The 22,443-nt window shown below is 66.6% G+C and carries 20 protein-coding genes; 6 read left to right on the forward strand and 14 right to left on the reverse strand.

The genetic code is table 11. The features are described 5' to 3' along the window. Nucleotides 1-154: 154 nt before the first annotated feature. From V9L21_RS18645 to V9L21_RS18655, 3 genes are all read left to right on the forward strand, one after another. A complete protein-coding gene (locus V9L21_RS18645) occupies nt 155-3,247 on the forward strand; it encodes a helix-turn-helix transcriptional regulator (RefSeq protein WP_337314401.1) in 3,093 nt (1,030 codons plus the stop codon). A gap of 110 nt (nt 3,248-3,357) precedes the next feature. After that, entirely contained in the window at nt 3,358-3,717 is a 360-nt protein-coding gene (locus V9L21_RS18650) for a group I truncated hemoglobin (RefSeq protein ID WP_337314403.1), read from the forward strand. A 66-nt stretch (nt 3,718-3,783) separates the two neighbouring features. Next, nucleotides 3,784-4,254, forward strand: a complete 471-nt coding sequence (locus tag V9L21_RS18655) for a cupin domain-containing protein (RefSeq protein WP_337314405.1) — start codon at nt 3,784-3,786, stop codon at nt 4,252-4,254. Between the two features lie 9 nt (nt 4,255-4,263). Here the strand turns inward: V9L21_RS18655 and V9L21_RS18660 are convergent, their stop codons facing one another. The 6 genes from V9L21_RS18660 to V9L21_RS18685 all read right to left on the reverse strand — a co-directional run bounded on the left by V9L21_RS18660 (nt 4,264) and on the right by V9L21_RS18685 (nt 9,225). Beyond that, nucleotides 4,264-4,539, reverse strand: a complete 276-nt coding sequence (locus V9L21_RS18660) for a DUF4242 domain-containing protein (RefSeq protein ID WP_258507437.1) — start codon at nt 4,537-4,539, stop codon at nt 4,264-4,266. A gap of 218 nt (nt 4,540-4,757) precedes the next feature. After that, a complete protein-coding gene (locus V9L21_RS18665) occupies nt 4,758-5,099 on the reverse strand; it encodes an alpha/beta hydrolase (RefSeq protein ID WP_337314407.1) in 342 nt (113 codons plus the stop codon). A 163-nt stretch (nt 5,100-5,262) separates the two neighbouring features. Then, nucleotides 5,263-6,141 carry an isocitrate lyase/PEP mutase family protein gene (locus V9L21_RS18670; protein WP_337314409.1) on the reverse strand — a complete coding sequence of 293 codons (879 nt, stop codon included), beginning with the start codon at nt 6,139-6,141 and terminating at the stop codon, nt 5,263-5,265. Nucleotides 6,142-6,145: 4 nt separating this feature from the next. Further along, nucleotides 6,146-7,600 carry a bifunctional 2-methylcitrate dehydratase/aconitate hydratase gene (locus V9L21_RS18675; protein WP_337314411.1) on the reverse strand — a complete coding sequence of 485 codons (1,455 nt, stop codon included), beginning with the start codon at nt 7,598-7,600 and terminating at the stop codon, nt 6,146-6,148. A gap of 48 nt (nt 7,601-7,648) precedes the next feature. Continuing rightward, nucleotides 7,649-8,815: a bifunctional 2-methylcitrate synthase/citrate synthase gene (gene prpC, locus V9L21_RS18680; protein WP_337314413.1), complete on the reverse strand. Its 1,167-nt coding sequence runs from the start codon at nt 8,813-8,815 to the stop codon at nt 7,649-7,651. Further along, nucleotides 8,812-9,225, reverse strand: coding sequence for an acyl-CoA thioesterase (locus V9L21_RS18685; RefSeq protein WP_126746838.1), 414 nt, complete (start codon nt 9,223-9,225; stop codon nt 8,812-8,814). The genes prpC and V9L21_RS18685 overlap by 4 nt, the downstream gene beginning before the upstream one ends. 106 nt (nt 9,226-9,331) lie before the next feature. Here V9L21_RS18685 and V9L21_RS18690 point away from each other — a divergent pair, with 106 nt between their 5' ends. Then, nucleotides 9,332-10,843, forward strand: a complete 1,512-nt coding sequence (locus tag V9L21_RS18690; protein WP_337314415.1) for a short-chain fatty acyl-CoA regulator family protein — start codon at nt 9,332-9,334, stop codon at nt 10,841-10,843. On the opposite strand, the gene V9L21_RS18695 is transcribed toward V9L21_RS18690, so the two are convergent. Then, nucleotides 10,785-11,654, reverse strand: a complete 870-nt coding sequence (locus tag V9L21_RS18695) for a hypothetical protein (RefSeq protein ID WP_337314417.1) — start codon at nt 11,652-11,654, stop codon at nt 10,785-10,787. The two genes, V9L21_RS18690 and V9L21_RS18695, sit on opposite strands and share 59 nt — an antisense overlap. A 38-nt stretch (nt 11,655-11,692) precedes the next feature. Further along, nucleotides 11,693-14,047, reverse strand: a complete 2,355-nt coding sequence (metE, locus tag V9L21_RS18700; RefSeq protein ID WP_337314420.1) for a 5-methyltetrahydropteroyltriglutamate--homocysteine S-methyltransferase — start codon at nt 14,045-14,047, stop codon at nt 11,693-11,695. Between the two features lie 102 nt (nt 14,048-14,149). On the opposite strand from metE, the gene V9L21_RS18705 reads away from it, so the two are divergent. Further along, nucleotides 14,150-15,076 (forward strand): LysR family transcriptional regulator, encoded by a 927-nt coding sequence (locus tag V9L21_RS18705; protein ID WP_337314422.1) that lies wholly within the window; start codon nt 14,150-14,152, stop codon nt 15,074-15,076. 56 nt (nt 15,077-15,132) lie between these two features. Here V9L21_RS18705 and mmsB read toward each other — a convergent pair whose 3' ends face one another. From mmsB to V9L21_RS18725, 4 genes are read right to left on the reverse strand one after another with little or no spacing between them, the layout of a single operon-like run. Further along, a complete protein-coding gene (mmsB, locus tag V9L21_RS18710) occupies nt 15,133-16,026 on the reverse strand; it encodes a 3-hydroxyisobutyrate dehydrogenase (protein WP_337314424.1) in 894 nt (297 codons plus the stop codon). Nucleotides 16,027-16,058: 32 nt separating this feature from the next. Then, complete coding sequence (locus V9L21_RS18715) at nt 16,059-17,174, reverse strand: enoyl-CoA hydratase/isomerase family protein (RefSeq protein WP_337314426.1); 1,116 nt, start codon at nt 17,172-17,174, stop codon at nt 16,059-16,061. Between the two features lie 28 nt (nt 17,175-17,202). Beyond that, nucleotides 17,203-18,357, reverse strand: coding sequence for an acyl-CoA dehydrogenase family protein (locus V9L21_RS18720; protein WP_337314428.1), 1,155 nt, complete (start codon nt 18,355-18,357; stop codon nt 17,203-17,205). Between the two features lie 12 nt (nt 18,358-18,369). Next, nucleotides 18,370-19,893 carry a CoA-acylating methylmalonate-semialdehyde dehydrogenase gene (locus tag V9L21_RS18725; protein ID WP_337314430.1) on the reverse strand — a complete coding sequence of 508 codons (1,524 nt, stop codon included), beginning with the start codon at nt 19,891-19,893 and terminating at the stop codon, nt 18,370-18,372. Nucleotides 19,894-20,032: 139 nt separating this feature from the next. Between V9L21_RS18725 and V9L21_RS18730 the strand changes: the two genes are divergently transcribed. Then, the gene (locus V9L21_RS18730) at nt 20,033-20,998 is read left to right on the forward strand and encodes a LysR family transcriptional regulator (protein ID WP_337314432.1); all 966 of its coding nucleotides are present in this window, start codon (nt 20,033-20,035) and stop codon (nt 20,996-20,998) included. Here V9L21_RS18730 and V9L21_RS18735 read toward each other — a convergent pair. Both V9L21_RS18735 and V9L21_RS18740 read right to left on the reverse strand, forming a co-directional pair. Then, nucleotides 20,922-21,560: a 3-oxoacid CoA-transferase subunit B gene (locus V9L21_RS18735; RefSeq protein ID WP_337314434.1), complete on the reverse strand. Its 639-nt coding sequence runs from the start codon at nt 21,558-21,560 to the stop codon at nt 20,922-20,924. The two genes, V9L21_RS18730 and V9L21_RS18735, sit on opposite strands and share 77 nt — an antisense overlap. Nucleotide 21,561: 1 nt before the next feature. After that, the gene (locus V9L21_RS18740) at nt 21,562-22,365 is read right to left on the reverse strand and encodes a CoA transferase subunit A (RefSeq protein WP_157614536.1); all 804 of its coding nucleotides are present in this window, start codon (nt 22,363-22,365) and stop codon (nt 21,562-21,564) included. Between the last annotated feature and the right edge of the window lie 78 nt (nt 22,366-22,443).

A 22,443-nucleotide genomic window follows, 5' to 3' on the forward strand; every position in this document is an offset into this window, starting at 1 on the left:
ACCGGGCGTTTTTCGGCGTCGAAACAGAGCCCTGCCCTTGCATCGACAGCCGGCTTTCCTTGCGGTGTGGCGTAAGTCCCAAGTTCTACCGGCGCTAGCCGCGCGCAGACTCGCCCATACCGGCCCATGGCCGGAAAAAAGCACAAGGAGCGGCATGGCCACGCTGGACCGGATTGCTTGTCACCGCTGCGGGCGCATTTGCCTGCATGCCGATGCGCCATGCCCCGGCTGCGGCGCGGCGCGGGTGGCGAGGCCCGCGGCGGCAGGCGCGACCGAGCCCTTCGTCGGGCGCCGCAGCGAGCTGCAGTTGCTGCACGACGCGCTCGGCGGCGCTCTTGCCGGGCGCGGGCGCGTGGTCATGCTCAGCGGCGAGGCCGGCATCGGCAAGACCCGGCTGGCGCAGGAAGCGGCAACGCTGGCCGTGCGGCGCGGCATGCTGACCTTGTGGGGCCGCTGCCTCGAGGAACCGGGCGCGCCGCCCTTCCTGCCCTGGACGCGCGCAATGCAGGCTTGCCTTCGGGCCTGCCGCGACGAGCGCCTGCCGGCACTGCTTGGCCGCGACGCCGCCGCGGCAGCCGAGATTGCGCCCGAACTCGCCGAACGGCTGCCCCCGGGCACCGCGGTGCCGGCCATCGGCGAAGGCGACCAGGCGCGCTTTCGGCTGTTTGCCGCGGTCGCGCACTTCTGGCGCCAGGTGGCCACCGTGCGCCCGCTGCTGCTGATTCTCGACAACCTGCACTGGGCCGATGCGTCGTCGCTGCGGCTCCTGGCGTTCATCGGGCAGGAGCTCGCCGAAAGCCGCATCGTGCTGCTCGGCTCCTGCCGCGAAGTGGACGTGTCGCGCCAGCACCCCCTGGCCGCAACGCTGGCCGAGCTGTTGAACACACGGCAGTTCTGCCGCCTGCCCCTGCAGGGCCTGAGCCTGGAAGAAACCGAGCGGATGGTCGCCGCGGCAAGCACGGTGACACCGCCCACTGCAGTCATCGCCACCATGCACCGGCGCACCGAAGGCAACCCGCTGTACCTGGTGGAGACGCTGCGCTTTCTGCTCCAGGGCCCCTGCGGAAACGATCCGCATGCAGCGGCAGCGCTGGTCGAAACCGTGCCGGGCGGCATTCGCGCGGTGATCGGCCGGCGGCTCAACCAGCTCTCGGCGCCCTGCTGCGACCTGCTCTCGATCGCCGCCTGCATCGGCCGCGACTTCGACCTGCCGCTGCTGGCCGATCTGGCCGGCCTCGGCGGCGAGGCCGAGCTGCTGGGCAGGCTCGACGAAGCGCTGGCGCACTGCATCATCGAGGTATCGCCTTCCGGCGCGCAATACCAGTTCAGCCACGTGCTGATCCGCGAAGTGCTCTACGACGAACTGCCCGCAACGCGCCGGGTCGCGCTGCATGGGCGCATTGCCGAGTCGCTCCAGGCGCGGCACGCCGGCGCTCCGGACGCCATGCTGGCACCCCTGGCCTACCACGCGGCCGCGGCATTGCCGGTGGGCAGCCCCGCGCGCGCGCTGGACATCGCGCAACGCGCCGCGGCGCAGGCCGTGACGGTGATGGCATACGAAGAGGCCTTGCGCTGCTACCGCCTCGCGCTGCAGCTGCAGGAGCGCTGGTTGCCGGCCGAGCGCGCGCGGCACGGCGCGCTGCTGCTGGCACTTGGGGCGGTGCAGATGCACGCCGGCGAGAACGACGCCGGTGCCGCCACCTTCATGGAGGCCGCCACGCTGGCGCGTTCGCTCGGCGACGCGGAGTTGTTCGCGCGGGCGGCGCTCGGCTTCGAGAACAACGGCTGGCGCATCAGCCGCCCTGGCGAAGAGGCGGCCGCCCTGCTCGAAGAGGCGCTGGCGACCGGCGATCGCTTCGACGCCGCACTGCGGGTCGACCTGCTTGCCGCGCTGTGCCGCGCCTGCATCTTCTGCGGCCGGCAGGAGCAGGCCAACGCGGCGCAGCGCAGCGCGGTGGCACTGGCGCGCGAACTCGCCATGCCGCAGCCGCTCTTCAAGGCGCTGGCCGCGATCCTGCCGGCGCGCGGCTACCCCGAGCAGCTCGACGAGCGCCTGCGCTGCGCATGCGAGGCCCTCGACGTGGCCGAACGCGCGGGCCATCTCGAATGGGTGGACGCGCTCACCGGCTGGTATTTCGGCGACCTGGTCGAGCAAGGGTCGCTCGACGCGGCCCGCTCGCTTGCGCAGGTGCACGCGCGGGTGGCCGACGCAATCCGCCAGCCCTTCATGCAGGCCATGGGGCTGGCCAGCCTCACCCTGCTTGCCGCCTACGAGGGCCGCTTTGCAGACTCCGAACGGCTGGCCGGCGAAACCTTCACGCTCGGGCAGCGCTTTCTCTCGGGCAATGCGCAAGGTGCCTACAGCCTGCAGATCTTCGTGCTGCGGCGCCAGCAAGGCCGGCTTGGCGAGGTGCTGCCGGTGCTGCGCGGGCTGGTGGGCAGCGTGCCGCGCAATAGCCTGTGGCAGCCCGGTCTCGCGCTGATCTGCACCGAACTCGATCTTCACGAGCCCGCCCGCGAGGCTTACGAAACACTCGCGGGCGACGGCTTTGCCGGCATTGCGCGCGACGGCATGTGGCTCACCAACATCGTCTTTGCCGCCGAGGTCTGCGCACGGCTTGGCGACCTGCCCCGCGCACCAGCGCTCTACCGGCTGCTCGCGCCCTATGCGGGGCGCAACGTGGTCACCGGCACCAACATTGCCTGCTTCGGCGCGGTGGACCGCTACCGCGGCATGCTGGCCGCCTTGATGGGCGACGACGAAAAAGCCGCGGCCCATTTCGCGGCCGCGGCCGCGTTGGACGAACAAGGCGGCAGCCGGCCGTGGCTCGCGCACAGCCGCTTCGAATGGGCGCGGTGGCTGGGCCGGCGCAGCGGCAACGGCGGCGACATGGCCGCCGCCACTGCACAGCTCGACGCGGCGCTGGCGATAGCGCGCGAACTCGGCATGGCCGGCCTCGCCCGGCGCTGCGAAGCGCTGCAGCGGGAGTTCGAAGGCGGCGCCGATGCATCGCCCGCCGCACCCGAGGGCCTGAGCCGGCGCGAGGTCGACGTGCTGCGGCTGCTCAGCGCCGGCCACACCAACCAGGCCATTGCCGAGCGCCTGTTCATCAGCCCGCACACGGTGGCGCACCATGTTCGGCACATTCTTTCCAAGACCGACTGCCGCAGCCGCACCGAAGCCGCGGCCTGGGCGCACCGCCATCGCGTCGCGTCCGCAGGCTCGGCGGCACCTGCCGGCCAGTAGCCGCGCGCACCGCAAATGGTCAATTCGGGCGATGCGTGCACGCCCGGCCCGTCCTATGGTCTGTCCCAGGCCCGGCGCCGCCGGGTCGACAACCGGAAGGAGTGCTTCGTATGCCCGCAACCCTGTATGAACGGCTCGGCGGTGAGGAGCGCATCCAGCGGCTCGTCACCGACGTGGTCGAGAACCACTACAGCAACCCGCTCATTCGCGCCCGCTTCGCCAACAGCAACCGCCCCGAGGTCGAGCGCCACGTGTTCGAGTTTCTCTGCGCCGGCAGCGGCGGCCCGCAGTGCTACACCGGCAAGGACCTGGTGACCGCGCACAAGGGCATGAACATCAACGAGCAGGAGCTGGTCGCCGCCATCGACGACATCCTCCAGGCGATGGCGAAGAACGGCTACGACCAAGCCGAGAAGAACGAAGTGGTCGCCATTCTTTATTCGCTCAAGGGCGATGTGGTGCGGCTGTAGGCAAGGCCGCGCTCCACGTCCGCGCCCCGGCGGCGCTTTCGCCGGTCACACGAGAAGGAAAAGACCATGACACGCCAACCATTTGTCGCCTGGGCCATCGGTGCCACGCTGCTTGCCGCCATTGCGACGAGTTGGGCCCAGACACCCGACCACCGGATGATTTCACCGGCCGACCTGAAATGGGCCGACGTTCCCTCGCTGCCGCCGGGCGCGAAACTCGCTGTGCTCGAAGGGCCGATGAGCGAAGCCGTGCCCTTTACGGTGCGCATCAGGGTGCCGGCCAACTACCGGATTCCGTCGCACTGGCATCCGGCTGTCGAGCGGGTGACCGTGCTCTCGGGCACCTTCCACATGGGCCTGGGCGACAAGCTCGACATGCAGAAGTCGATGCCCGTGACCGCCGGCGGCATGATGATTCTTCAGGCCAAGACGCCCCACTTTGCATGGACGCAGGAAGAAACGGTGGTGCAGCTTCACGGCACCGGCCCCTGGGGCGTGACCTACGTCAATCCGGCGGACGACCCGCGGTCGAAGTAGGCCCAGGGTTCAGGCCGCAACGGCCTGGCCCTGCACGGCCGGCGGACGCAATTCGTCGACCTCGATCACCACGTCGGCGGGCAGCCCGTTGCGCTGCGCCGCCTCGCGGATCATCTCGGCGCTGGGCGCCTCGTACAGGCAGTAGGTCTTCTTCTTGTCCGCGCTCAAAAACGAGTACAGCCAACGAACCCCGACATCGTCGTTGATGCGCATGATGCTGGCCGCCCCCTCGGGCGAGACCTCGAGTTGATCGGCAAAGGTGCGTTCGATCAGGTAGAGAGGCATGGCAGCTCCTTCGTGGGGGATGGAACAGCCATCCTAGAACTGGCAGCCGCCGGCGGCGCATGTGTTTGCCCCGCCCTGGCCGTTCGGACTACCCTGCGGCCTACCCATGCCGTTCAAAGCCACAAAGCAAAAAGCCGGACGGTGCGCTAGGCATCGTCCGGCTTTTTGTCTTGGCGGGAGCAAGCGGCGTTGTGCCGCTGCTCCGTGCCTGGCGTGATTTACAGGCCGGCTTGGCGCGTGAAGCTGCGAGCTTGCGAGGGAACCACGCTGCCTGCGAAGGCTTCGCGGCGCAGGTTCTGGCCGGGTGCGTGAGCGGCGGCAACGGCTTCGCTGCGAACTGCGGCGCGGTCGGCCGAAGCAGACAGCACGGGAGCCACGGTTGCCGAAGAGGCGTCGCTGTACACGTTGCCTTCGCGGGCTGCGGCGGCGGCCTGGGGTGCCACGTCGGCGCGGCTGTAACCGGACGTCAGGGGCTGCACGCCTTCGTACGTTTCTGCGTGGGCGCCAGCGGCGGCGAGCAGGGAGAGAGCGGCGGCGGCGAGGATGTTCGAGGTCTTCATTTCAATTTCCTTCTTGATTGGGCTTTGGATGCCCTGAAGTTTGCACCACGATTACAAGGGAAAACCCTAGCCAATCGAATCGCAGTGTTCATGAAACTGAAACAATGACGGGGAACTTTCCGACGAGAGGGCAAAAGTGCACATCTCGTTTAAGAAATTTAGCTCAACCTGCGTATTTTTTCTCTAGCTGGTCGAGCTCGGGTTTTCGGACCAGGCGCTGCCGTTCGGCAAACGAAGCCACCAGCAACGGGTCTTCGTCGAGGCGGCGAGTATCACGCAAAACCGTTAACGCACGTTGCATACCAGCCACCGCGCCCTGCAATGCAGCATTGGCGTACAGCACCAGCCCATAGCCGAGCGCGCCCAGTTCTTCGGCACCGAAGGTCGGCGTCTTGCCGCCGATCACCATGTTCATGAGTTGCGGCTTGCCCACCCGCCGCGGCAAGTCGCGCACTTCGTCGGCCTGCGTCACGGCTTCCACAAAAAGGATGTCGGCGCCCGCCTCGCTGAACAGCTGCGCGCGTTCGACAGCCGCCTCGAAGCCGTGCACCGCCGCCGCATCGGTGCGGGCCATGATGAGCATGTCGGTATCGGTGCGCGCATCGGCCGCGGCCTTGATCTTGCCGAGCATTTCGGCCGTGTCGATGACCGCCTTGCCCGCGAAATGGCCGCAGCGCTTGGGGCTGACCTGGTCTTCGAGCTGGATGCAGTCGGCCCCTGCCCGCTCGAGCACACGCACCGCATGCCGCACGTTCAGCGCGTTGCCAAAGCCGGTGTCGGCATCGACCAGCAGCGGCAGGCTCACCGCATCGCGAATGCGCGCGGTGTGCTCCGCTATCTCATGCAGGCCCATGAAGGCCTGGTCGGGCAGGCCGAAGTGCATGTTGGTGACGCCGGCGCCGGTGACGTAGATCGCCTCGAAGCCGAGGTCTTCGATCACGCGGGCGGAGAGCGCGTTGAACGCCCCCGGCACCAGCACGCCGCGGCGCGCCTCGGCCAGGCGGCGCAGCACCCGCTTGGTGGATTCAGTGTTCGCTTGCATCGGATCAGGCCGCGTACAGATCGACGTACTCGTGCACCGGAATCGCCTCGAGCTTCTTCGCATCGAGCGACACATCGAGGATGGCCTGCTGCTGCTTGTGCGCGAAGCGGCGTGCCAGGTTGGTGCGGAACTTGGATTCGAGCAGCGGAATGCCGTCCGCACGGCGGCGCCTGTGGCCGATGGGGTATTCGACGACCACTTCTGAAAAGCCGGTGCCGTCCTTGAAGGTCACGGTCAGCGCGTTGGCAATGCTGCGCTTTTCGGGGTCGTGATAGTCGGCCGTGAAGCGCGGGTCTTCCACGCACACGATCTTCTCGCGCAGCGCATCGATGCGCGGGTCACTGGCCACGTTGTCTTCGTAGTCGCCGGCCGTAAGACGGCCGAAGATCATCGGCACTGCCACCATGTACTGGATGCAATGGTCGCGGTCCGCAGGATTGGCGAGCGGCCCCTTCTTGTCGATGATGCGAATGCAGGCCTCGTGCGTGCGGATGGTTACGCGCTCGATGTCCTCCACCGTCTTGCCGGCCTGCTTCAGCTGCGCATGCAGCGCCATGGCCGCCTCCACCGCCGTCTGGCTGTGAAACTCGGCCGGAAAGCTGATCTTGAACAGCACGTTCTCCATCACATAGCTTGCATACGGCCGCTGGAATCTGAAAGGCTGGCCCTTGAACAGCACGTCGTAGAAGCCCCAGGTCTTGGCCGTGAGCACGCTGGGGTAGCCCATCTCTCCGGTCTTGGCGATGAGCGCAAGGCGCACCGCGCGGCTCGTGGCGTCGCCCGCGGCCCAGCTCTTGCGGCTGCCCGTGTTGGGCGCATGGCGGTAGGTGCGCAGGCTTTGCCCGTCGACCCAGGCCAGCGACACGGCGTTGACGATCTCGCCTCGCGAGAGCCCCATCAGGCGCGCCACCACGGCCGTCGAAGCCACCTTTACCAGCACCACGTGATCGAGCCCGACCTTGTTGAACGAATTTTCCAGCGCAAGGCAGCCCTGGATCTCGTGCGCCTGGATCATTGCGGTGAGCACGTCGCGCATCACGAGCGGCTTGCGCCCCGCCGCCACAGCGTTGCGGCTGAGCCAGTCGGCCGTGGCAAGAATGCCGCCGAGGTTGTCGCTCGGATGGCCCCACTCCGCCGCGAGCCAGGTGTCGTTGAAGTCGAGCCATCGGATCATCGTGCCGATGTTGAAGGCCGCCTGGATCGGGTCGAGCTGGTAGGGCGTGCCGGGCACCTTGGCACCATGCGGCACCACCGTGCCCGGCACGACCGGACCGAGCAGCTTGGTGCAGGCCGGGTACTCGAGCGCCTCGAGCCCGCAGCCGAGCGTGTCGATCAAGCAGTGGCGCGCTGTTTCGTAGGCCAGCCCGCTGGTGATCTGCTGGTGGTCTAGCACGTAGTCGACGATGTCGACCAGCACCTGGTCGGGTTCGGGGCGGACGTTGCTGATGTGAGCGGCCATGGTTCTTCTCTGTTGCGGGTAAACGGTGCGTAGCTGTTGCGCAAGCCTTCAGCGGCGGTCTGAAATCGGCACGAAGGCCAGGTCTTCAGGGCCGGTGTAGTTGGCGCTGGGCCGGATGATCTTGTTGTCTTGCCGCTGCTCGATGATGTGGGCGGCCCAACCGCTGGTGCGCGCAATCACGAACAGCGGCGTGAACATGGCCGTGGGCACGCCGAGCATGTGATAGCTCACGGCGCTGAACCAGTCGAGGTTGGGAAACATCTTCTTGGCGTTCCACATCGCGCTTTCGATGCGCTCGGCAATATCGAACATGCGGGTGGAGCCGACCTCTTCCGAGAGTTGTTTTGCCACCCGCTTGATGACCGCATTGCGTGGGTCCGACACGGTGTAGACCGGGTGGCCGAAGCCGATGACGACCTCCCTGGCTTCCACGCGGCGGCGAATGTCCGCCTCGGCCTCGTCGGGTGTGTCGTAGCGCTTCTGGATCTCGAAGGCCACTTCGTTGGCGCCGCCGTGCTTGGGCCCGCGCAGCGCACCAATGGCGCCGGTAATGGCCGAATACACATCGGAGCCCGTGCCCGCCACCACGCGCGCAGTGAAGGTCGATGCGTTGAACTCATGCTCGGCATACAGGTTGAGCGATGTGTGCATTGCGCGCTCCCAGCTTGCCGAAGGCGAGCGGCCGTGCAGCAGGTGCAGGAAGTGCGCACCGATCGAATCGTCGTCGGTCTCCACCTCGATGCGCTTGCCCTGCGTGGACCAGTGATACCAGTAGAGCAGCATCGAGCCGAGCGATGCCATCAGCCGGTCGGCAATGTCGCGCGCACCGGGCAGCGAGTGGTCGTCTTTCTCGGGCAGCACGCAGCCGAGTGCGGAAACGCCGGTGCGCATCACGTCCATAGGGTGCGCGCTGGCGGGCAGGCGCTCCAGCGCTTCCTTCACGCTCGCGGGCAGGCCGCGCATGGCCTTCAGCCGGCCCTTGTAGGCACGCAGCTCCGAAGCGGTCGGCAGCTTGCCGTGCACCAGCAGATGCGCAATTTCCTCGAACTCGCAAACGTCGGCAATGTCGAGAATGTCGTAGCCGCGGTAGTGCAGGTCGTTGCCGGTACGCCCCACGGTGCACAGCGCGGTGTTGCCCGCGGTCACGCCCGAAAGCGCGACTGATTTCTTCGGCCTGAAGCCGGCGGCGGGCGCGTTCTCTGCGATCAGTGTCATACCGTCTCCTCGAATGTCTGTTCATGAAAGTGCGGCGGGTTCGCCAGCCGCACCGGTCGTCCGGCGGCATCCACCGCCACCATTTCGAATTCACCGTCGAGCACACGGGTGAGCGCATCGGTGGCCACGTCTTGCACGCTGCCGGCCACGCGCACGGTGAGCGAACTGCGGCCCACGCGCGACACGTGCGTGTCGAGCACCAGCGTGCTGCCCAGCCGCACGGGCGCATGGAACAGCACCTCGCCGCAGCGCGCCATCACCACGTCGCCACGCACGAAGCCGCGGCCGGAAAGAAACGCCGCCTTCGACAGCAGCTGCAAGGCCTGCCCGCCGAACAGGGTGCCGTAGTGGTTGGTGTGTTCAGGGAACACCACCTCGATCAGTCGGACTGTGCCGCGTGCGCTTTGCATATTCGCAATTTACGCAAGATCGTGCCCATAATGAAGGACTGAATTGGCGAATGATTGCGAAGACCTCGCATGCATTTTTGCGAATCTTGCGAAGAACGGATTGACAATGAAGAAGACCTTCATGGGCGTGCGCCTGCGAAGCCTGCGCGAAGAGCGCGGCCTGAGCCAGTTCGCACTGGCGCAACAGCTGGGCCTGTCGCCGAGCTACCTGAACCAGATCGAACAGAACCAGCGTCCGCTCACGGTGCCGGTGTTATTGCGCCTGCACGCCACGCTGGGCGTCGACATCCAGGCCTTCTCCGAAGACGAAGAGGCGCGCCTGGTCGCAAGCCTGCGCGAAGCGCTGGCCGACAACCCCGGCGGCGATGCCGTCGCGCTTGCCGAGCTGCGCGAAGTGGCCACGCAAATGCCGGCCGTGGGCCGCGCACTGGTGGCGCTGCACCAGCGCCACCGCGACGCCACCGAACGGCTCGAAGCGCTGGCAGCCGAACTGGGCGACGGCCGCGGCGACCTCGCGCGCATGCCACAGGCGCGGCCCATGCCCTTCGAAGAGGTGCGCGACTTTTTCTTTGCACACCAGAATCACATCGCACCGCTCGATGCTGCGGCCGAGGCCTTCTCCGCACAATGGCGGCTGCGCGAAGGCAGCCCGGGCGACAGGCTCGCGCAGCGGCTGCTCGAAGCGCATGGCGTGCAGGTAATTCCGGCCGACGACGACGAAGACGGCGCGCAACGCCGCTACGACCCAGCCACGCGCGTGCTGCGGCTCTCGCGCTACCTCGAGCCGGGCCAGCATGCATTTCAGCTGGCAACGCAGCTCGCGTTCCTTGAAGTGGGCAGCCTGATCGACCAGCTCGTTGCCGATGCGCCGCTCTCCAGCGACACCGCGCGCTCTCTGGCGCGCATAGGCCTGGCCAACTACTTTGCCGCCGCCCTGCTCCTTCCCTACGGAATCTTTCTAGAAGCGGCCGAACAGCTGCGCTACGACATCGACCAGCTGGCGCGGCGCTTCGGCGTGGGCTTCGAAACCATTTGCCATCGCCTGAGTTCGCTGCAGCGGCCCGACGCGCGCGGGGTGCCTTTCTTCTTGATTCGCGTCGACCGGGCGGGCAACATCTCGAAGCGGCAATCGGCCACGCACTTCCACTTTTCGAAGACCGGTGGCACCTGCCCGCTATGGAACGTGTACGAAGCCTTTGCGCAGCCCGGGCGCGTGCTCACCCAACTGGCACGCATGCCCGACGGCCGCGCCTATCTCTGGATCGCGCGCACGGTCTCGCACGGGTTCCGCGGCTACGGCTCGCCCAACAAGACTTTTTCGATCGGCCTGGGCTGCGACATCAGCCACGCGACGCGGCTCGTCTACTCAAAGGGCCTGGACCTGCGCGACCCCGATGTGCCGACACCCATCGGCGCGGGCTGCAAGGTGTGCGAACGCGAAGCCTGCCCGCAGCGCGCCTTTCCGTTCGTCGGCCGGCCGCTCGATGTGGACGAGAACCAGAGCCGCTTCATGCCCTACGCCGCGGCCCCTGACAAATACGGCACCGCGCGCGCCGCGATCAAGAACGCGGCCAGCCGCGCACCATCGTCCGGATCGCCACGGCGCCGCTTGCCTTGACCTCGGCGCGGTAAGCACCCAGCAGTGCCTCGCGCTCGGCCGCGGCATGCGGGTCGTTGCGCCAGGCCAGCAAGGCAACCACATCCACATCGGGCAGTGCCGCGAGCAATGCCTGCGTCACCTGCTTTTCAAGTTCGCGCGCCACCGTCAACAGATTGCGCGGGCGTGGCGACGTGACGCCGCGCGACCACAGCGTGTCCACCGCCATGTCGAGCGTGCGGTCAGGCAACGACGTGAACTGGCCGGCATTGCCGCGGGCCAACTGCTTGACGACGGAGCTCAGCAGCAACTGGCTTGAGAAGTCGACTTCCCGCATGTCAGCCACGGCCATGCGCTCGAGCAACTCGGTGCGCGCAGGGTCGGCCGGCTTTGCGCGCTCGCGGTTGAAGAACTCGAACTTCGCCGCCTGGTCTTTCGCGGCGTAGTCGGCGCGCAGCTGCGCGAAGCGAGCCACCGCTGCCACTGCCTGCGGGCTTGGCGCGGCTGCGCCCTTGCCCGCGGCCGCTACCTCTTGCTGGATGGCGGCAACGGAAGCCGCCACATCGAAAGACCGCGCAGCGGCTCCGTCCAGCGCCTTGAGTGCATTGTCGGCAATGGCCTGGTCGGCAGGCTCCAGCAACTCGCGTGCATCGCGCGCCACCGCGCCCGGCGCATAGGCCGCCTGGTAGCGCGCCTGCACGCCTTCGAATTGCAGCAGAGCCTGGGCGCGGTCTTGCGCACGGGCCATTGCCGGCACCAGCACCAACACCAGCAGGAGAGCAAGAAAAGGCGCGAAGAAGAAACGTCTGGCAACGATTGGGAGAGCGGTCATGGCGCCATTATTGGCGCTTGCCACGACCGCCCTCTGCTTCAGGCGATGGCCAGTTCCTCGCGCAGCAGCTTCGCAGCCGTCACCATGTTCGACAGCGCCGCCTCGGTCTCCGGCCAGCCGCGGGTCTTCAGGCCGCAGTCGGGATTGATCCAGAGGTTCTCCAGCGGCACCACGCCCGCGGCCTTGCGCATCAGGCGCACGATCTCGTCGACCGAAGGCACACGCGGCGAATGGATGTCGTACACGCCGGGGCCGATCTCGTTCGGGTAGCGGAAGCCGTCCGCACTGTTCTCGCCACCGAACCCTCGCAGCAGCTCCATGTCGGAACGGCTGGTTTCGATGGTGATCACGTCGGCATCCATTGCTGCGATCTCGGGCAGGATGTCGTTGAACTCCGAATAGCACATGTGCGTGTGGATCTGCGTCTCGTCGCGCACGCCCGAGGCGCTGATGCGGAACGCGCGCGTGGCCGACTTCAGGTAAGCAGGCCAGCCCGCACGGCGCAGCGGCAAGCCTTCGCGGATTGCAGGCTCGTCGATCTGGATGATGCCGATGCCGGCGCCCTCGAGGTCGACCACTTCGTCGCGGATTGCCCAGGCGATCTGCTCGCAGGTGGTGGCGCGCGGCTGGTCGTCGCGCACGAACGACCATTGCAGGATGGTGACGGGGCCCGTCAGCATGCCCTTCATCGGCAATTGGGTCAGGCTCTGCGCATAGGCCGTCCACTCGACCGTCATCGGCGCCGGGCGTGCCACGTCGCCGAAGATCACCGGCGGCTTCACGCAGCGCGATCCGTATGACTGCACCCAGCCGTTGGCGGTAAACGCAAACCCATCGAGCTGTTCGCCGAAGTACTCGACCATGTCGTTGCGCTCAGCCTCTCCGTGCACCAGCACGTCGATGCCCAATGCCTCTTGCTTGCGCACGGCCAGCGCGATCTCGGCACGCATCTTCTCGCGGTAACCCGCCGCATCGAGCTCGCCCCGCTTGAATGCGGCGCGCGCGGCGCGGATCTCCGAAGTTTGAGGGAACGAGCCGATGGTGGTGGTCGGCAGTGCAGGAAACGCGAAGCGCGCGCGCTGCACCGACTGGCGCTTAGTGAAGGTAGAGGCGCGCTGGTCGTCGCCCGCCACGCTGCGGGCCAACCGCAGCGCCACATCGGCGCGGTGCACGCGCGAGCTGCCGCGCCGCGCGGCCACTGCGGCGCGCGCGGCCTTGAGCTCCTCAGCGACGGAGCCTTCGCGGCCTTCGAGCACGGCGCGCAGCACGCGCAGTTCGTCGAGCTTTTCGACCGCAAACGCGAGCCACGACTTCAATTCAGCGTCGAGCTTGTTTTCCGCCGCCAGGCTGAACGGCACATGCAGCAGCGAGCACGACGGCGCGATCCACAGTTCGCCACGGTTCTTGTCGACCACCGGGCGCAGCGTGGCAAGCGCGGCATCGGGATCGGTGCGCCAGATGTTGCGCCCGTCGACGATGCCGACAGACAGCACCTTGTGCGCCGGAAGCCAATCAGCCACGCCCGTCAACTCCTGCGGCGAGCGCACCGCATCCACATGCAGGCCGGCCACCGGCAGCTGGCAGGCAAGGCGCAGGTTGTCCGAAAGCGGAGAGAAGTAGGTGGCCAGCAGCAGCTTGGGCGCGCTGCGGGCGAGTTGCCAGTAGGCACGCTCGAAGGCGTTGCGCCAGGCATCGGGCAAGTCCAGCCCGAGGATGGGCTCGTCGATCTGCACCCACTCCACGCCCTGCTGCTTCAGGCGGTTCAGCACTTGTTCGTAAACGGGCAGCAAGGCACCGAGCAGCGAGAAGCGGTCGAAGCCCGCTTCTTTCTCCTTGCCGAGGTACAGAAAGCTCAGCGGACCGAGCAGCACGGCCTTGACCGCATGCCCGGCCTGCTGCGCCTGCGCCACTTCGTCGAACAGCCGCGCCGAAGCCAGCTTGAACTGGGTGGCTGCGGTGAACTCGGGCACGAGGTAGTGGTAGTTGGTGTCGAACCACTTGGTCATCTCCAGGGCAAAGGTGCCCGCCGTACCTTCGCAGCCGTGGCCGCAAGCCGCATCGTGCACATGGCCGGCTTCGTCTTCGACGCCGCGGGCCATCTTGAAGTAACGCGAGAGTTCGGGCTCGTCGCCCTTGAAGCCGAAACGCGCCGGCTCGCAGCCGAGCAGCTGGACGTGGTTGGCCACGTGGTCGTAATAGGCGAAGTCGCCGACGGTCACGTAGTCGAGCCCCGCGTCGCGCTGGGCCTGCCAATGGCGCTCGCGCAGCTGTTCGCCAACGGCCTCGAGCGCGGTGCGGTCGATTTCGCCGCGCCAGTGCTTTTCGAGTGCGAACTTCAGTTCCCGGTTGGCGCCCATGCGCGGAAAGCCGAGGGTGTGGGTACGGGTGGTCATTTGCAGGTGTTCCGGTCGCTGGATCTTGAGAATCTGCAATGGTCGGGCTTTGAAGCATATGATTCAAACGAAACGTTTTGCCCTTTCACTTGAAATTCATTCATGTTGCAGTCGATTCTGGAAATACGCCACCTGCGCACGCTGGTCGCGCTGCGCGACACCGGCAGCCTGGTGCGCGCGGCGCAATTGCTCAACCTCACGCAGTCCGCGTTGTCGCACCAGATCAAGCTGCTCGAAGACCGCTACGGCGCGCAGCTGTTCGAGCGCAAGTCGGTGCCGCCGCAGTTCAGCACCACCGGGCTGCGGCTGCTGCAACTGGCCGACACCGCGCTGCCGCTGGTCGAAGAAGCGGAGCGCGACGTGGCGCGGCTTGCGTTGGGGCGCAGCGGGCAATTGCGTATCGTGGTCGAGTGCCACACCTGCTTCGACTGGCTGATGCCCGCAATGGACGCCTTTCGCCAGCGCTGGCCCGAGATCGAGCTCGACATCGTCTCGGGGTTTCATCCCGACCCGATCGCGCTCGTCATGCAGAACCGCGCCGAGGTGGCGATCGTCTCCGAGCAGGACCCGGACGAAACGGTGGACTACCACGCGCTGTTCCGCTTCGAGATCGTCGCACTGCTGGCCAACGACCACGCGCTCACGGCCAAGCCACATCTCACCGCTCGCCACTTTGCCGACCAGACGCTCATTACCTACCCAGTGCCGGACGAAATGCTCGATATCGTGCGGCAGGTGCTGGCCCCTGCAGGTATGGAGCCGGCGCACCGGCGCACGACCGAGCTCACGGTGGCGATGCTGCAGCTGGTGGCGAGCGGCCGGGGCGTTGCAACGCTGCCGCTTTGGGCGGTGCAGAACTACCTGGATCGCGGCTACGTTACGGCACGGCGGGTGGGCGCCAGGGGCCTCACGGGCCGGCTGTACATGGCCTGCACGCAGGGCACCTCGGCCCAGCCATGGCTGGCGGACTTCGTGCGCATCACACGCGAGAGCTGCTTCAAGAGCCTGCCCGGAATCGAGCTGCTCTGAGCACGGGCACAAGCCGCGCTGCTACGGCCGTGCCCGCCGTCTGAAAAGACGGGCTACTAAGCCTTCTGCACCAGCTTCAGCACGCTCGAAAAATCGAGCGCACCGTGGCCCGCGAGGCTGTGCGCCGCATACAGGCTGCGCGCCAGCCCGCCCAGCGGCGTCGCGGCACGCACGGCGGTGGCGTTTTCTTGCGCCAGGCCCAGGTCCTTGAGCATCAGGTCGGTGCCGAAGCCGCCCGCATAGTTCTTCGATGCGGGTGCTGTTTCCATCACGCCCGGCATGGGGTTGTATTTTTCAAGCGCCCAGTTGCCGCCGGAACTGCGGCGCATGATTTCGGACAGCACCTTCGGGTCGAGCCCGTTGGCAACGCCCAGCGCCAGCGCCTCGGAGGTGCCGATCATCAAGATGCCGAGCAGCATGTTGTTGCAGATCTTCGCGGTCTGGCCCGCCCCTGCTGCGCCGGCGTGGAAGATGTTGGCGCCCATTTTCTCGAGCACCGGGCGCGCGCGCTCCAGATCCTTTGCTTCCCCGCCGACCATGAAGGTGAGCGTGCCGGCAATGGCGCCGCCGGTGCCGCCGGAAACCGGCGCATCGATCATGGCAATGCCCTTGGCAGCGGCTACCTCGGCCACCTTGCGCGACGTAGCGGCCGCGATGGTGCTGCTGTCGATGACGAGCGTGCCGGCCGCGATGCTCTCGAGCAGGCCGGGCTTGCCGGCGCCGCCGAGGAACAGGCCCTCCACGTGCGCGCTGGCCGGCAGCATGCTGATCACCACCTCGGCACCGGCAACCGAATCGGCAGCCGAGGAGGCAATGCCCAGGCCTTCGGCTGCGTACTTCTTGCAAGCCTCGGCCGACAAGTCGAAAGCCTTGAGCTCGTGGCCCGCCTTCTTCAGGTTCATGGCCATGGGGCCGCCCATGTTGCCGAGGCCGATGAATGCGATCTTCATTTTTTTGTCTCCGTTGTATTTGTGGAAGAGAGTCAGACCAGCGTAACCAGCTCCGCCGGCATTTCGCCGCGCGGGCGCAGGTGGTCTTCGATGAACGCGGGCGTGATCTCTTCGATGGTGGCCGGGTTCCAGCGCGGGTTGCGGTCCTTGTCGATCAGCACCGCGCGGATGCCCTCGGCAAAGTCCTTGTGGGCACAGAAGCCCAGCGAAGCCCAGTACTCGAGCCGGAACACCTCGGCCAGCGACATGCGGTGCACGCGCTGCCACAGCTCGAAGCTCAGCGCGGCCGAACTCGGCGCGCCCTTCATGAAGGTCTTGGAAGCGGACTGCAGCCACGCATCGTCGCTTGGCAGGTTGCGCAGGCGGTTCGCAATGTCGAGCAGGTCGTCGCCGGCCATCAGGGCGTTGATGGTGTCGTAGTGCTCGCGCACCTTGGATGGTGGCATTTGCGCGCCCTCCCCCGCCCGCGCAAGGATTCGCGAAAGCTCTGCACGATCGGCCTTCTGTTCGCCGTGCCAGCGCGTCGCGGCAATCGCCTCGAGCACCTGGCCCTTGTGCTCATGCGGCACCAGCACGTCGGCCAGCCCGCAGAAGATGGCGTCGGCCGCATTCAGGTTGGCGGCGGTAAGCGCCAGGAACAAGCCCGTGCGCCCCGGCGTGCGCCGCAGGAACCAGCTGCCGCCCACATCGGGGTAGAGGCCGATGCTGATCTCGGGCATGGCGATGCGGCTTTGCGCCGTAACCACGCGGTGCGAGCAGCCCGACATCAGCCCCACGCCGCCGCCCATCACGATGCCATGGCCCCAGCAGAGAAACGGCTTGGGAAAGGTGTGGATCAGGTAGTCGAGCTCGTACTCTTCGCGGAAGAAGTCTTCGGCATAGGTGTTGCGCGCGGGGCCGCATTCGAGCAGCGTTTGATACAGCTGGCGCAGATCGCCGCCGGCGCAGAAGGCCTTCTCGCCGGCTGCCTGCATCAGCACGCCGACGATGCCGTCGTCCTTTGCCCACTCGCGCAGCTTGGGCGTGAGCAGGCGCACCATGTCCACGGAAAGCGCGTTGAGCGAAGCCGGTGCGTTGAGCGTTGCAACGCCGAAGCGCTGCCCGCCGGCGGTCTTGATTTCTTCGAAGAGAACTACGGAGTCGGTCATTGTCTTGGGAGGTTCTGGATGCGGGGCGTCAGCGGATATCGCTGTCCCCTTCCAGCAATTTTCGCGCAACGATCACGCGCATGATCTCGTTGGTGCCTTCGAGGATCTGGTGCACGCGGGTATCGCGCACCAGCCGCTCGAGCGGAAACTCGCTCAGGTAGCCGTAGCCGCCGTGCAGCTGCAGCGCGTCGTTGCACACGTTGAAGCCCGCATCGGTCGCAAAGCGCTTGGCCATGGCGCAGTAGGTGCTGGCATCGGCGTGGCCCGCATCGAGCTTGCTTGCGGCAAGCCGCACCATCTGCCGCGCCGCGACGAGTTCGGTCGCCATGTCGGCCAGCTTGAACTGCAGCGCCTGAAAGCTCGATATCGGCTTGCCGAACTGCTGGCGCTCGTGCAGGTAGCGGCGCGCCGCATCCAGCGCACCCTGCGCCGCGCCTACCGAGCAGGTCGCAATGTTGATGCGCCCGCCGTCTAGCCCCTTCATGGCAATGCGAAAGCCCTCGCCTTCCTTGCCCAGCAGGTTCTCGGCCGGCACGCGCACGTTGTCGAAGTTGATGGTGCGCGTGGGCTGGCTGTTCCAGCCCATCTTGTGCTCCTTCTTGCCGTAGCTCACGCCGGGCGCATCGGCCGGCACCGCAAAAGCGGAGATGCCGCCCGCGCCGCCGCCGCCCGTGCGCGCCATGAGCACCAGCACGTCGGTCGACCCCGCGCCGGAGATGAAGGCCTTGCCGCCGTTGATGACGTACTCCGCTCCTTGCAGCTCGGCGCGGGTCTTCAAAGACCCGGCATCCGAACCGGCGCCAGGCTCGGTAAGGCAATACGAAGCCAGCTTGCGGCCGCTCGTCAGGTCTTCGCCCCAGCGCTCGGCCACCGCATCGGTCGCCCAGGTGCCGAGCATCCACGTCGCCATGTTGTGGATCGTGATGAAGGCAGTGGTCGAGGGGTCGACCGCGGCCATTTCCTCGAACACCAGCGCCGAGTCGAGCCGCGGCAGGCCTAGGCCGCCGATGCGCTCCGGCGCATACAGCCCGCAGAAGCCCAGCTCGCCGGCCTTGGCGATGGCCTCCTTCGGAAAGATGGCCTCCGCGTCCCACTGCGCGGCATGCGGCGCGAACTCGGCCTGCGCAAAATCGCGCGCCGAATCGGCAAAGGCGCGCTGTTCTTCTGAAAGTTCGAAGTCCATCCGCCGGGCTTCTTATTTCAGGCTGATGGTCGTGTTGACGCCGTGGCTCACGGTGCTGTCGTCGAACCAGCGTGCCGTCACGGTCTTGGTCTGCGTGTAGAACATGATGACCTGCTTGCCGTACGGGCCCAGATCACCGAGCTTCGATGCGCGCGAACCGGTGAAAGAGAACATCGGCACCGGCACCGGGATCGGCACGTTGATGCCGACCTGGCCCACGTCGATGTCTTCCTGGAAGCGGCGCGCCGCGGCACCCGACTGCGTGAAGATGGCGGTGCCGTTGCCGTTGGGGTTGCTGTTGATCAGCTCGATGGCTTCGTCGATGTTCTCGGCGTCGGCCACGCACAGCACCGGTCCGAACACTTCCTGGTCATAGATCGTCATGCCCGGCTTCACGCCCGAGAAGATCGTCGGGCCGACGAAGTTGCCCTTCTCGTAGCCGGGCACGGTGGGCTTGCGGCCATCCAGCTCCAGCTTGGCGCCGTCGGCCACACCGCGTTCGATGAGGCCATTGACGCGGTCATACGCGGCGCAAGACACCAGCGGCCCCACGTCCACGCCCTTCTCGGTGCCGGCGCCGATCTTCAGCGTCTTGGCCTTGGCAATGAGCTCGGGCACCCAGTTGCGCGCCTCGCCCACCAGCACCGCCACCGATACCGCCATGCAGCGCTGGCCCGCGGCGCCGAAGCTCGCACCCGCCAGTGCATTGAGCGTTTGCTCCTTGTTGGCGTCGGGCATCACGATGGCGTGGTTCTTCGCGCCCATCATGCATTGCACGCGCTTGCCGGCCAGCGTGGCGCGGTTGTAGACGTGCGTGCCCACCTTGGTCGAGCCGACGAAGCTGATCGCCTTGATGTCCTTGTGGTCGCAGATGCCGTTGACCACGGCCTCGCCGCCGTGCACCACGTTGAGCACGCCGGGCGGAATGCCGGCTTCCAGCGCCAGTTCGCACAGGCGCATGGTCACCATCGGGTCTTGTTCGGAGGGCTTCAGCACGAAGGTGTTGCCGGTGACGATGGCCATCGGGAACATCCACAGCGGGATCATGGCCGGGAAGTTGAACGGCGTGATGCCGGCGCACACGCCCAGCGGCTGCAGCAGCGTGTAGGTGTCGACGCCGTTGGCCACGTTGTTGGCCAGTTCGCCGAGCTGCAGGTTGCCGATGTTCGATGCGTGCTCGACCACTTCGAGGCCGCGGAACACGTCGCCCTCTGCGTCGGGCAGGGTCTTGCCCTGCTCGGCCGTGAGAATCGCGGCCAGCTCGCTCATGTTCTCGCGAATGAGTTGCTGGTACTTCAGGAAGATGCGGGCGCGCGCGCCGATGGGCGTCTTGCGCCAGGTCTTGAAGGCGTCCTTGGCGGAGGCCACCGCGGCATCGAGCTCGGCCTGCGTCGCAAAGGGCACGCGGGCCAGCACTTCCTGCGTGGCCGGGTTGACGATGTCGCGCCATTCGCTGGTCTTCGATTCGACGAACTTGCCGCCGATCAACAGCTTGACGGTGGCGACCTGGGTCTTCGGGGTGGTGGTGGCGTCCATGGGTTTTGTCTCCTGTGAATACGGGGCCTGCGTGGCAGGTTCAAGCCGCATCGTAGCTTTGCAGATTTGCCATGACAATAGACAAATATGCGCCATCGCTTTGCAAAAATGCAAAGCTCAACCGAGGCAATGCGAGCACATGGACTGGGACAACCTTCGCTACTTTCTGGAACTGGCCCGCTCGGGCACGCTGATGAGCGCCGCCCGCCGGCTGGAGGTGGACCACACCACGGTGGCGCGGCGCATCCAGGCGCTCGAAAAGGAAGTGGGTGCGCCGCTTTTCTCGCGCGAAGCGGGCGGCCACAGGCTGACCGAGGCGGGCCGCAAGCTGCAACCGCAGGTCGAAGCCATGGAGAGCGCCTTCCAGGCGGTGGAAAGCACTGCGCCCGCTTCGCAGGAAGGCCTGTCGGGGCTGATCCGCATCGGCGCCACCGAGGGTTTCGGCACCGTGGTGCTGGCACCGCAGCTCGCGCTTTTCGCGCAGCAGCACCCCAAGCTCACCATCGACCTGCTGGCGATGCCGCGACTCGTTCACTTGTCTCGGCGCGAGGCCGACATCGTGATTTCGCTCGAACGGCCGGCACGCGGACCCGTGGTCGTGACCAAGCTCACCGACTACACGCTGCGGCTCTACGCGTCGAAGCAATACCTGGCTGCGCACAAGCCGATCAAGACACGCGAAGACCTGCGCGGCCACACCTTCATCAGCTACGTGGACGACCTGCTCTTCAGCAAGGAGCTGCAGTACCTGGACGAACTGCACCGGCCCGATGCCTTTGCGCTGCGCAGCACCAGCGTGCTGGCGCAGCACCGGGCGGTGGCCGCCGGGGCCGGCATCGCGGTGCTGCCGGCGTTCGTGGCCGAGCGGGACGCGGCTTTGCGCCCCGTGCTCGGCGACCAGGCGAACTTCACGCGCACGTTCTGGATGTCGATGCCGGCGGAAACCAAGCACCTCGTGCGGATGCAGACGGTGTGGAACTTTCTGCGCGAAGCCGCCGAAGCGCAGCGCGACGCGCTGCTGCTGCCTACTACTGGATCAGCTGCGCCCCGGTCTTCGCCTGCAGCGCATCGAAGCTCACGCCCGGCGCGAGTTCGACCACCTTGAGGCCTTCGGGCACCACGTCCATCACGGCCAGGTCGGTGATGATGCGGTCGACCACGCCCACGCCGGTCAGCGGCAGCGTGCACTGCTCGAGGATCTTGAAGTCTTCGGTGCCGTCCTTCTTCTTGGCGACGTGCTCCATCAGTACGATGACGCGCTTCACGCCGGCCACCAGGTCCATGGCGCCGCCCATGCCCTTCACCATCTTGCCGGGAATCATCCAGTTGGCGAGGTCGCCCTTCACGCTGACCTGCATGGCGCCCAGGATCGACAGGTTGATCTTGCCGCCGCGAATCATCGCAAAGCTGTCGTGGCTGCCGAAAATGGCCGAGCCCGGCAGCGTGGTGACGGTCTGCTTGCCGGCGTTGATCAGGTCGGCATCCACCTGGTCTTTGGTCGGGAACGGACCGATGCCGAGCATGCCGTTCTCGCTTTGCAGCCACACTTCCTTGTCACCGACAAAGTTGGCCACCAGGGTGGGAATGCCGATGCCCAGGTTCACGTAGAAGCCGTCTTCGAGTTCTTGCGCCGCGCGCGCGGCCATTTGGTCTTGGGTCCAGGGCATCTCAGGCTCCTTTGGTGTTCTTGACGGGGGCAGGCACTTCGCTGCCGGCGGCGGCTTGCGCAATGGCGGCCTGCGCCTCGACCTTGGCGGCCGCAGCGTCTGCCGGAGCGGCTGCCGTCACGGTGCGCTTCTCGATGCGCTTCTCGGGGTTGGCGTTCAGCACGATGCGGTGCACGTAGATGCCCGGCAGGTGGATGTCGTCCGGTGCGAGTTCGCCCACTTCGACGATCTTCTCGACTTCGACGATGCAGATCTTTCCGGCCATGGCAGCGGCGGGGTTGAAGTTGCGCGCCGTGAGGCGAAAGCGCAGGTTGCCCGACTTGTCGGCCACGTCGGCCTTGACCAGTGCCACGTCGGGCACCAGCGAGCGTTCCATCACGTAGGTTTCGCCGTCGAACTCGCGCAGCTCCTTGCCCTCGGCCACTTGCGTGCCGACGCCGGTCTTGGTGAAGAAGGCCGGAATGCCCGCGCCGCCCGCACGCAGCTTTTCGGCCAGCGTGCCCTGGGGCGTGAACTCCAGCGCGAGCTCGCCTGCGAGGTACTGGCGCTCGAACTCCTTGTTCTCGCCCACATACGACGCGATCATTTTCTTGATCTGCCGCGTTTCGAGCAGCTTGCCAAGGCCGAAGCCGTCGACGCCCGCGTTGTTCGAAATGACGGTGAGGTTCTGCACGCCGGTGTCCTTGAGCGCATCGATCAGCGCCTCGGGAATGCCGCACAGGCCGAAGCCGCCGACCGCGAGCATCTGCCCGTCGGCCACGACCCCCTTGAGTGCCGCGTCTGCGGAGGGATAAATCTTGTTCACTCGGGCTCCTTGATGGATGGATGGAGAGTTGGCGAAAGCTTTGAAGAGCCTTGAACGATACTACGTAGTCGCATACGT

Origin of the sequence: Variovorax sp. CCNWLW235 (assembly GCF_037204085.1) — a bacterium.
Classification (GTDB): domain Bacteria; phylum Pseudomonadota; class Gammaproteobacteria; order Burkholderiales; family Burkholderiaceae_C; genus Variovorax.

Excerpts from the sequence above, each read along its gene's own strand:
- V9L21_RS18660 (WP_258507437.1), bottom strand. The coding sequence starts at position 4,539 with ATGCCTCTCTACCTGATCGAACGCACCTTTGCCGATCAACTCGAGGTC.
- V9L21_RS18645 (WP_337314401.1), top strand. The coding sequence starts at position 155 with ATGGCCACGCTGGACCGGATTGCTTGTCACCGCTGCGGGCGCATTTGC.
- V9L21_RS18695 (WP_337314417.1), bottom strand. The coding sequence starts at position 11,654 with ATGACCGCTCTCCCAATCGTTGCCAGACGTTTCTTCTTCGCGCCTTTT.
- V9L21_RS18685 (WP_126746838.1), bottom strand. The coding sequence starts at position 9,225 with ATGCAAAGCGCACGCGGCACAGTCCGACTGATCGAGGTGGTGTTCCCT.
- V9L21_RS18720 (WP_337314428.1), bottom strand. The coding sequence starts at position 18,357 with ATGGACTTCGAACTTTCAGAAGAACAGCGCGCCTTTGCCGATTCGGCG.
- V9L21_RS18650 (WP_337314403.1), top strand. The coding sequence starts at position 3,358 with ATGCCCGCAACCCTGTATGAACGGCTCGGCGGTGAGGAGCGCATCCAG.
- V9L21_RS18665 (WP_337314407.1), bottom strand. The coding sequence starts at position 5,099 with ATGAAGACCTCGAACATCCTCGCCGCCGCCGCTCTCTCCCTGCTCGCC.
- prpC (WP_337314413.1), bottom strand. The coding sequence starts at position 8,815 with ATGACACTGATCGCAGAGAACGCGCCCGCCGCCGGCTTCAGGCCGAAG.
- V9L21_RS18705 (WP_337314422.1), top strand. The coding sequence starts at position 14,150 with ATGTTGCAGTCGATTCTGGAAATACGCCACCTGCGCACGCTGGTCGCG.
- V9L21_RS18670 (WP_337314409.1), bottom strand. The coding sequence starts at position 6,141 with ATGCAAGCGAACACTGAATCCACCAAGCGGGTGCTGCGCCGCCTGGCC.
- V9L21_RS18725 (WP_337314430.1), bottom strand. The coding sequence starts at position 19,893 with ATGGACGCCACCACCACCCCGAAGACCCAGGTCGCCACCGTCAAGCTG.
- V9L21_RS18655 (WP_337314405.1), top strand. The coding sequence starts at position 3,784 with ATGACACGCCAACCATTTGTCGCCTGGGCCATCGGTGCCACGCTGCTT.
- V9L21_RS18675 (WP_337314411.1), bottom strand. The coding sequence starts at position 7,600 with ATGGCCGCTCACATCAGCAACGTCCGCCCCGAACCCGACCAGGTGCTG.
- V9L21_RS18715 (WP_337314426.1), bottom strand. The coding sequence starts at position 17,174 with ATGACCGACTCCGTAGTTCTCTTCGAAGAAATCAAGACCGCCGGCGGG.
- mmsB (WP_337314424.1), bottom strand. The coding sequence starts at position 16,026 with ATGAAGATCGCATTCATCGGCCTCGGCAACATGGGCGGCCCCATGGCC.
- V9L21_RS18735 (WP_337314434.1), bottom strand. The coding sequence starts at position 21,560 with ATGCCCTGGACCCAAGACCAAATGGCCGCGCGCGCGGCGCAAGAACTC.
- V9L21_RS18730 (WP_337314432.1), top strand. The coding sequence starts at position 20,033 with ATGGACTGGGACAACCTTCGCTACTTTCTGGAACTGGCCCGCTCGGGC.
- metE (WP_337314420.1), bottom strand. The coding sequence starts at position 14,047 with ATGACCACCCGTACCCACACCCTCGGCTTTCCGCGCATGGGCGCCAAC.
- V9L21_RS18690 (WP_337314415.1), top strand. The coding sequence starts at position 9,332 with ATGAAGAAGACCTTCATGGGCGTGCGCCTGCGAAGCCTGCGCGAAGAG.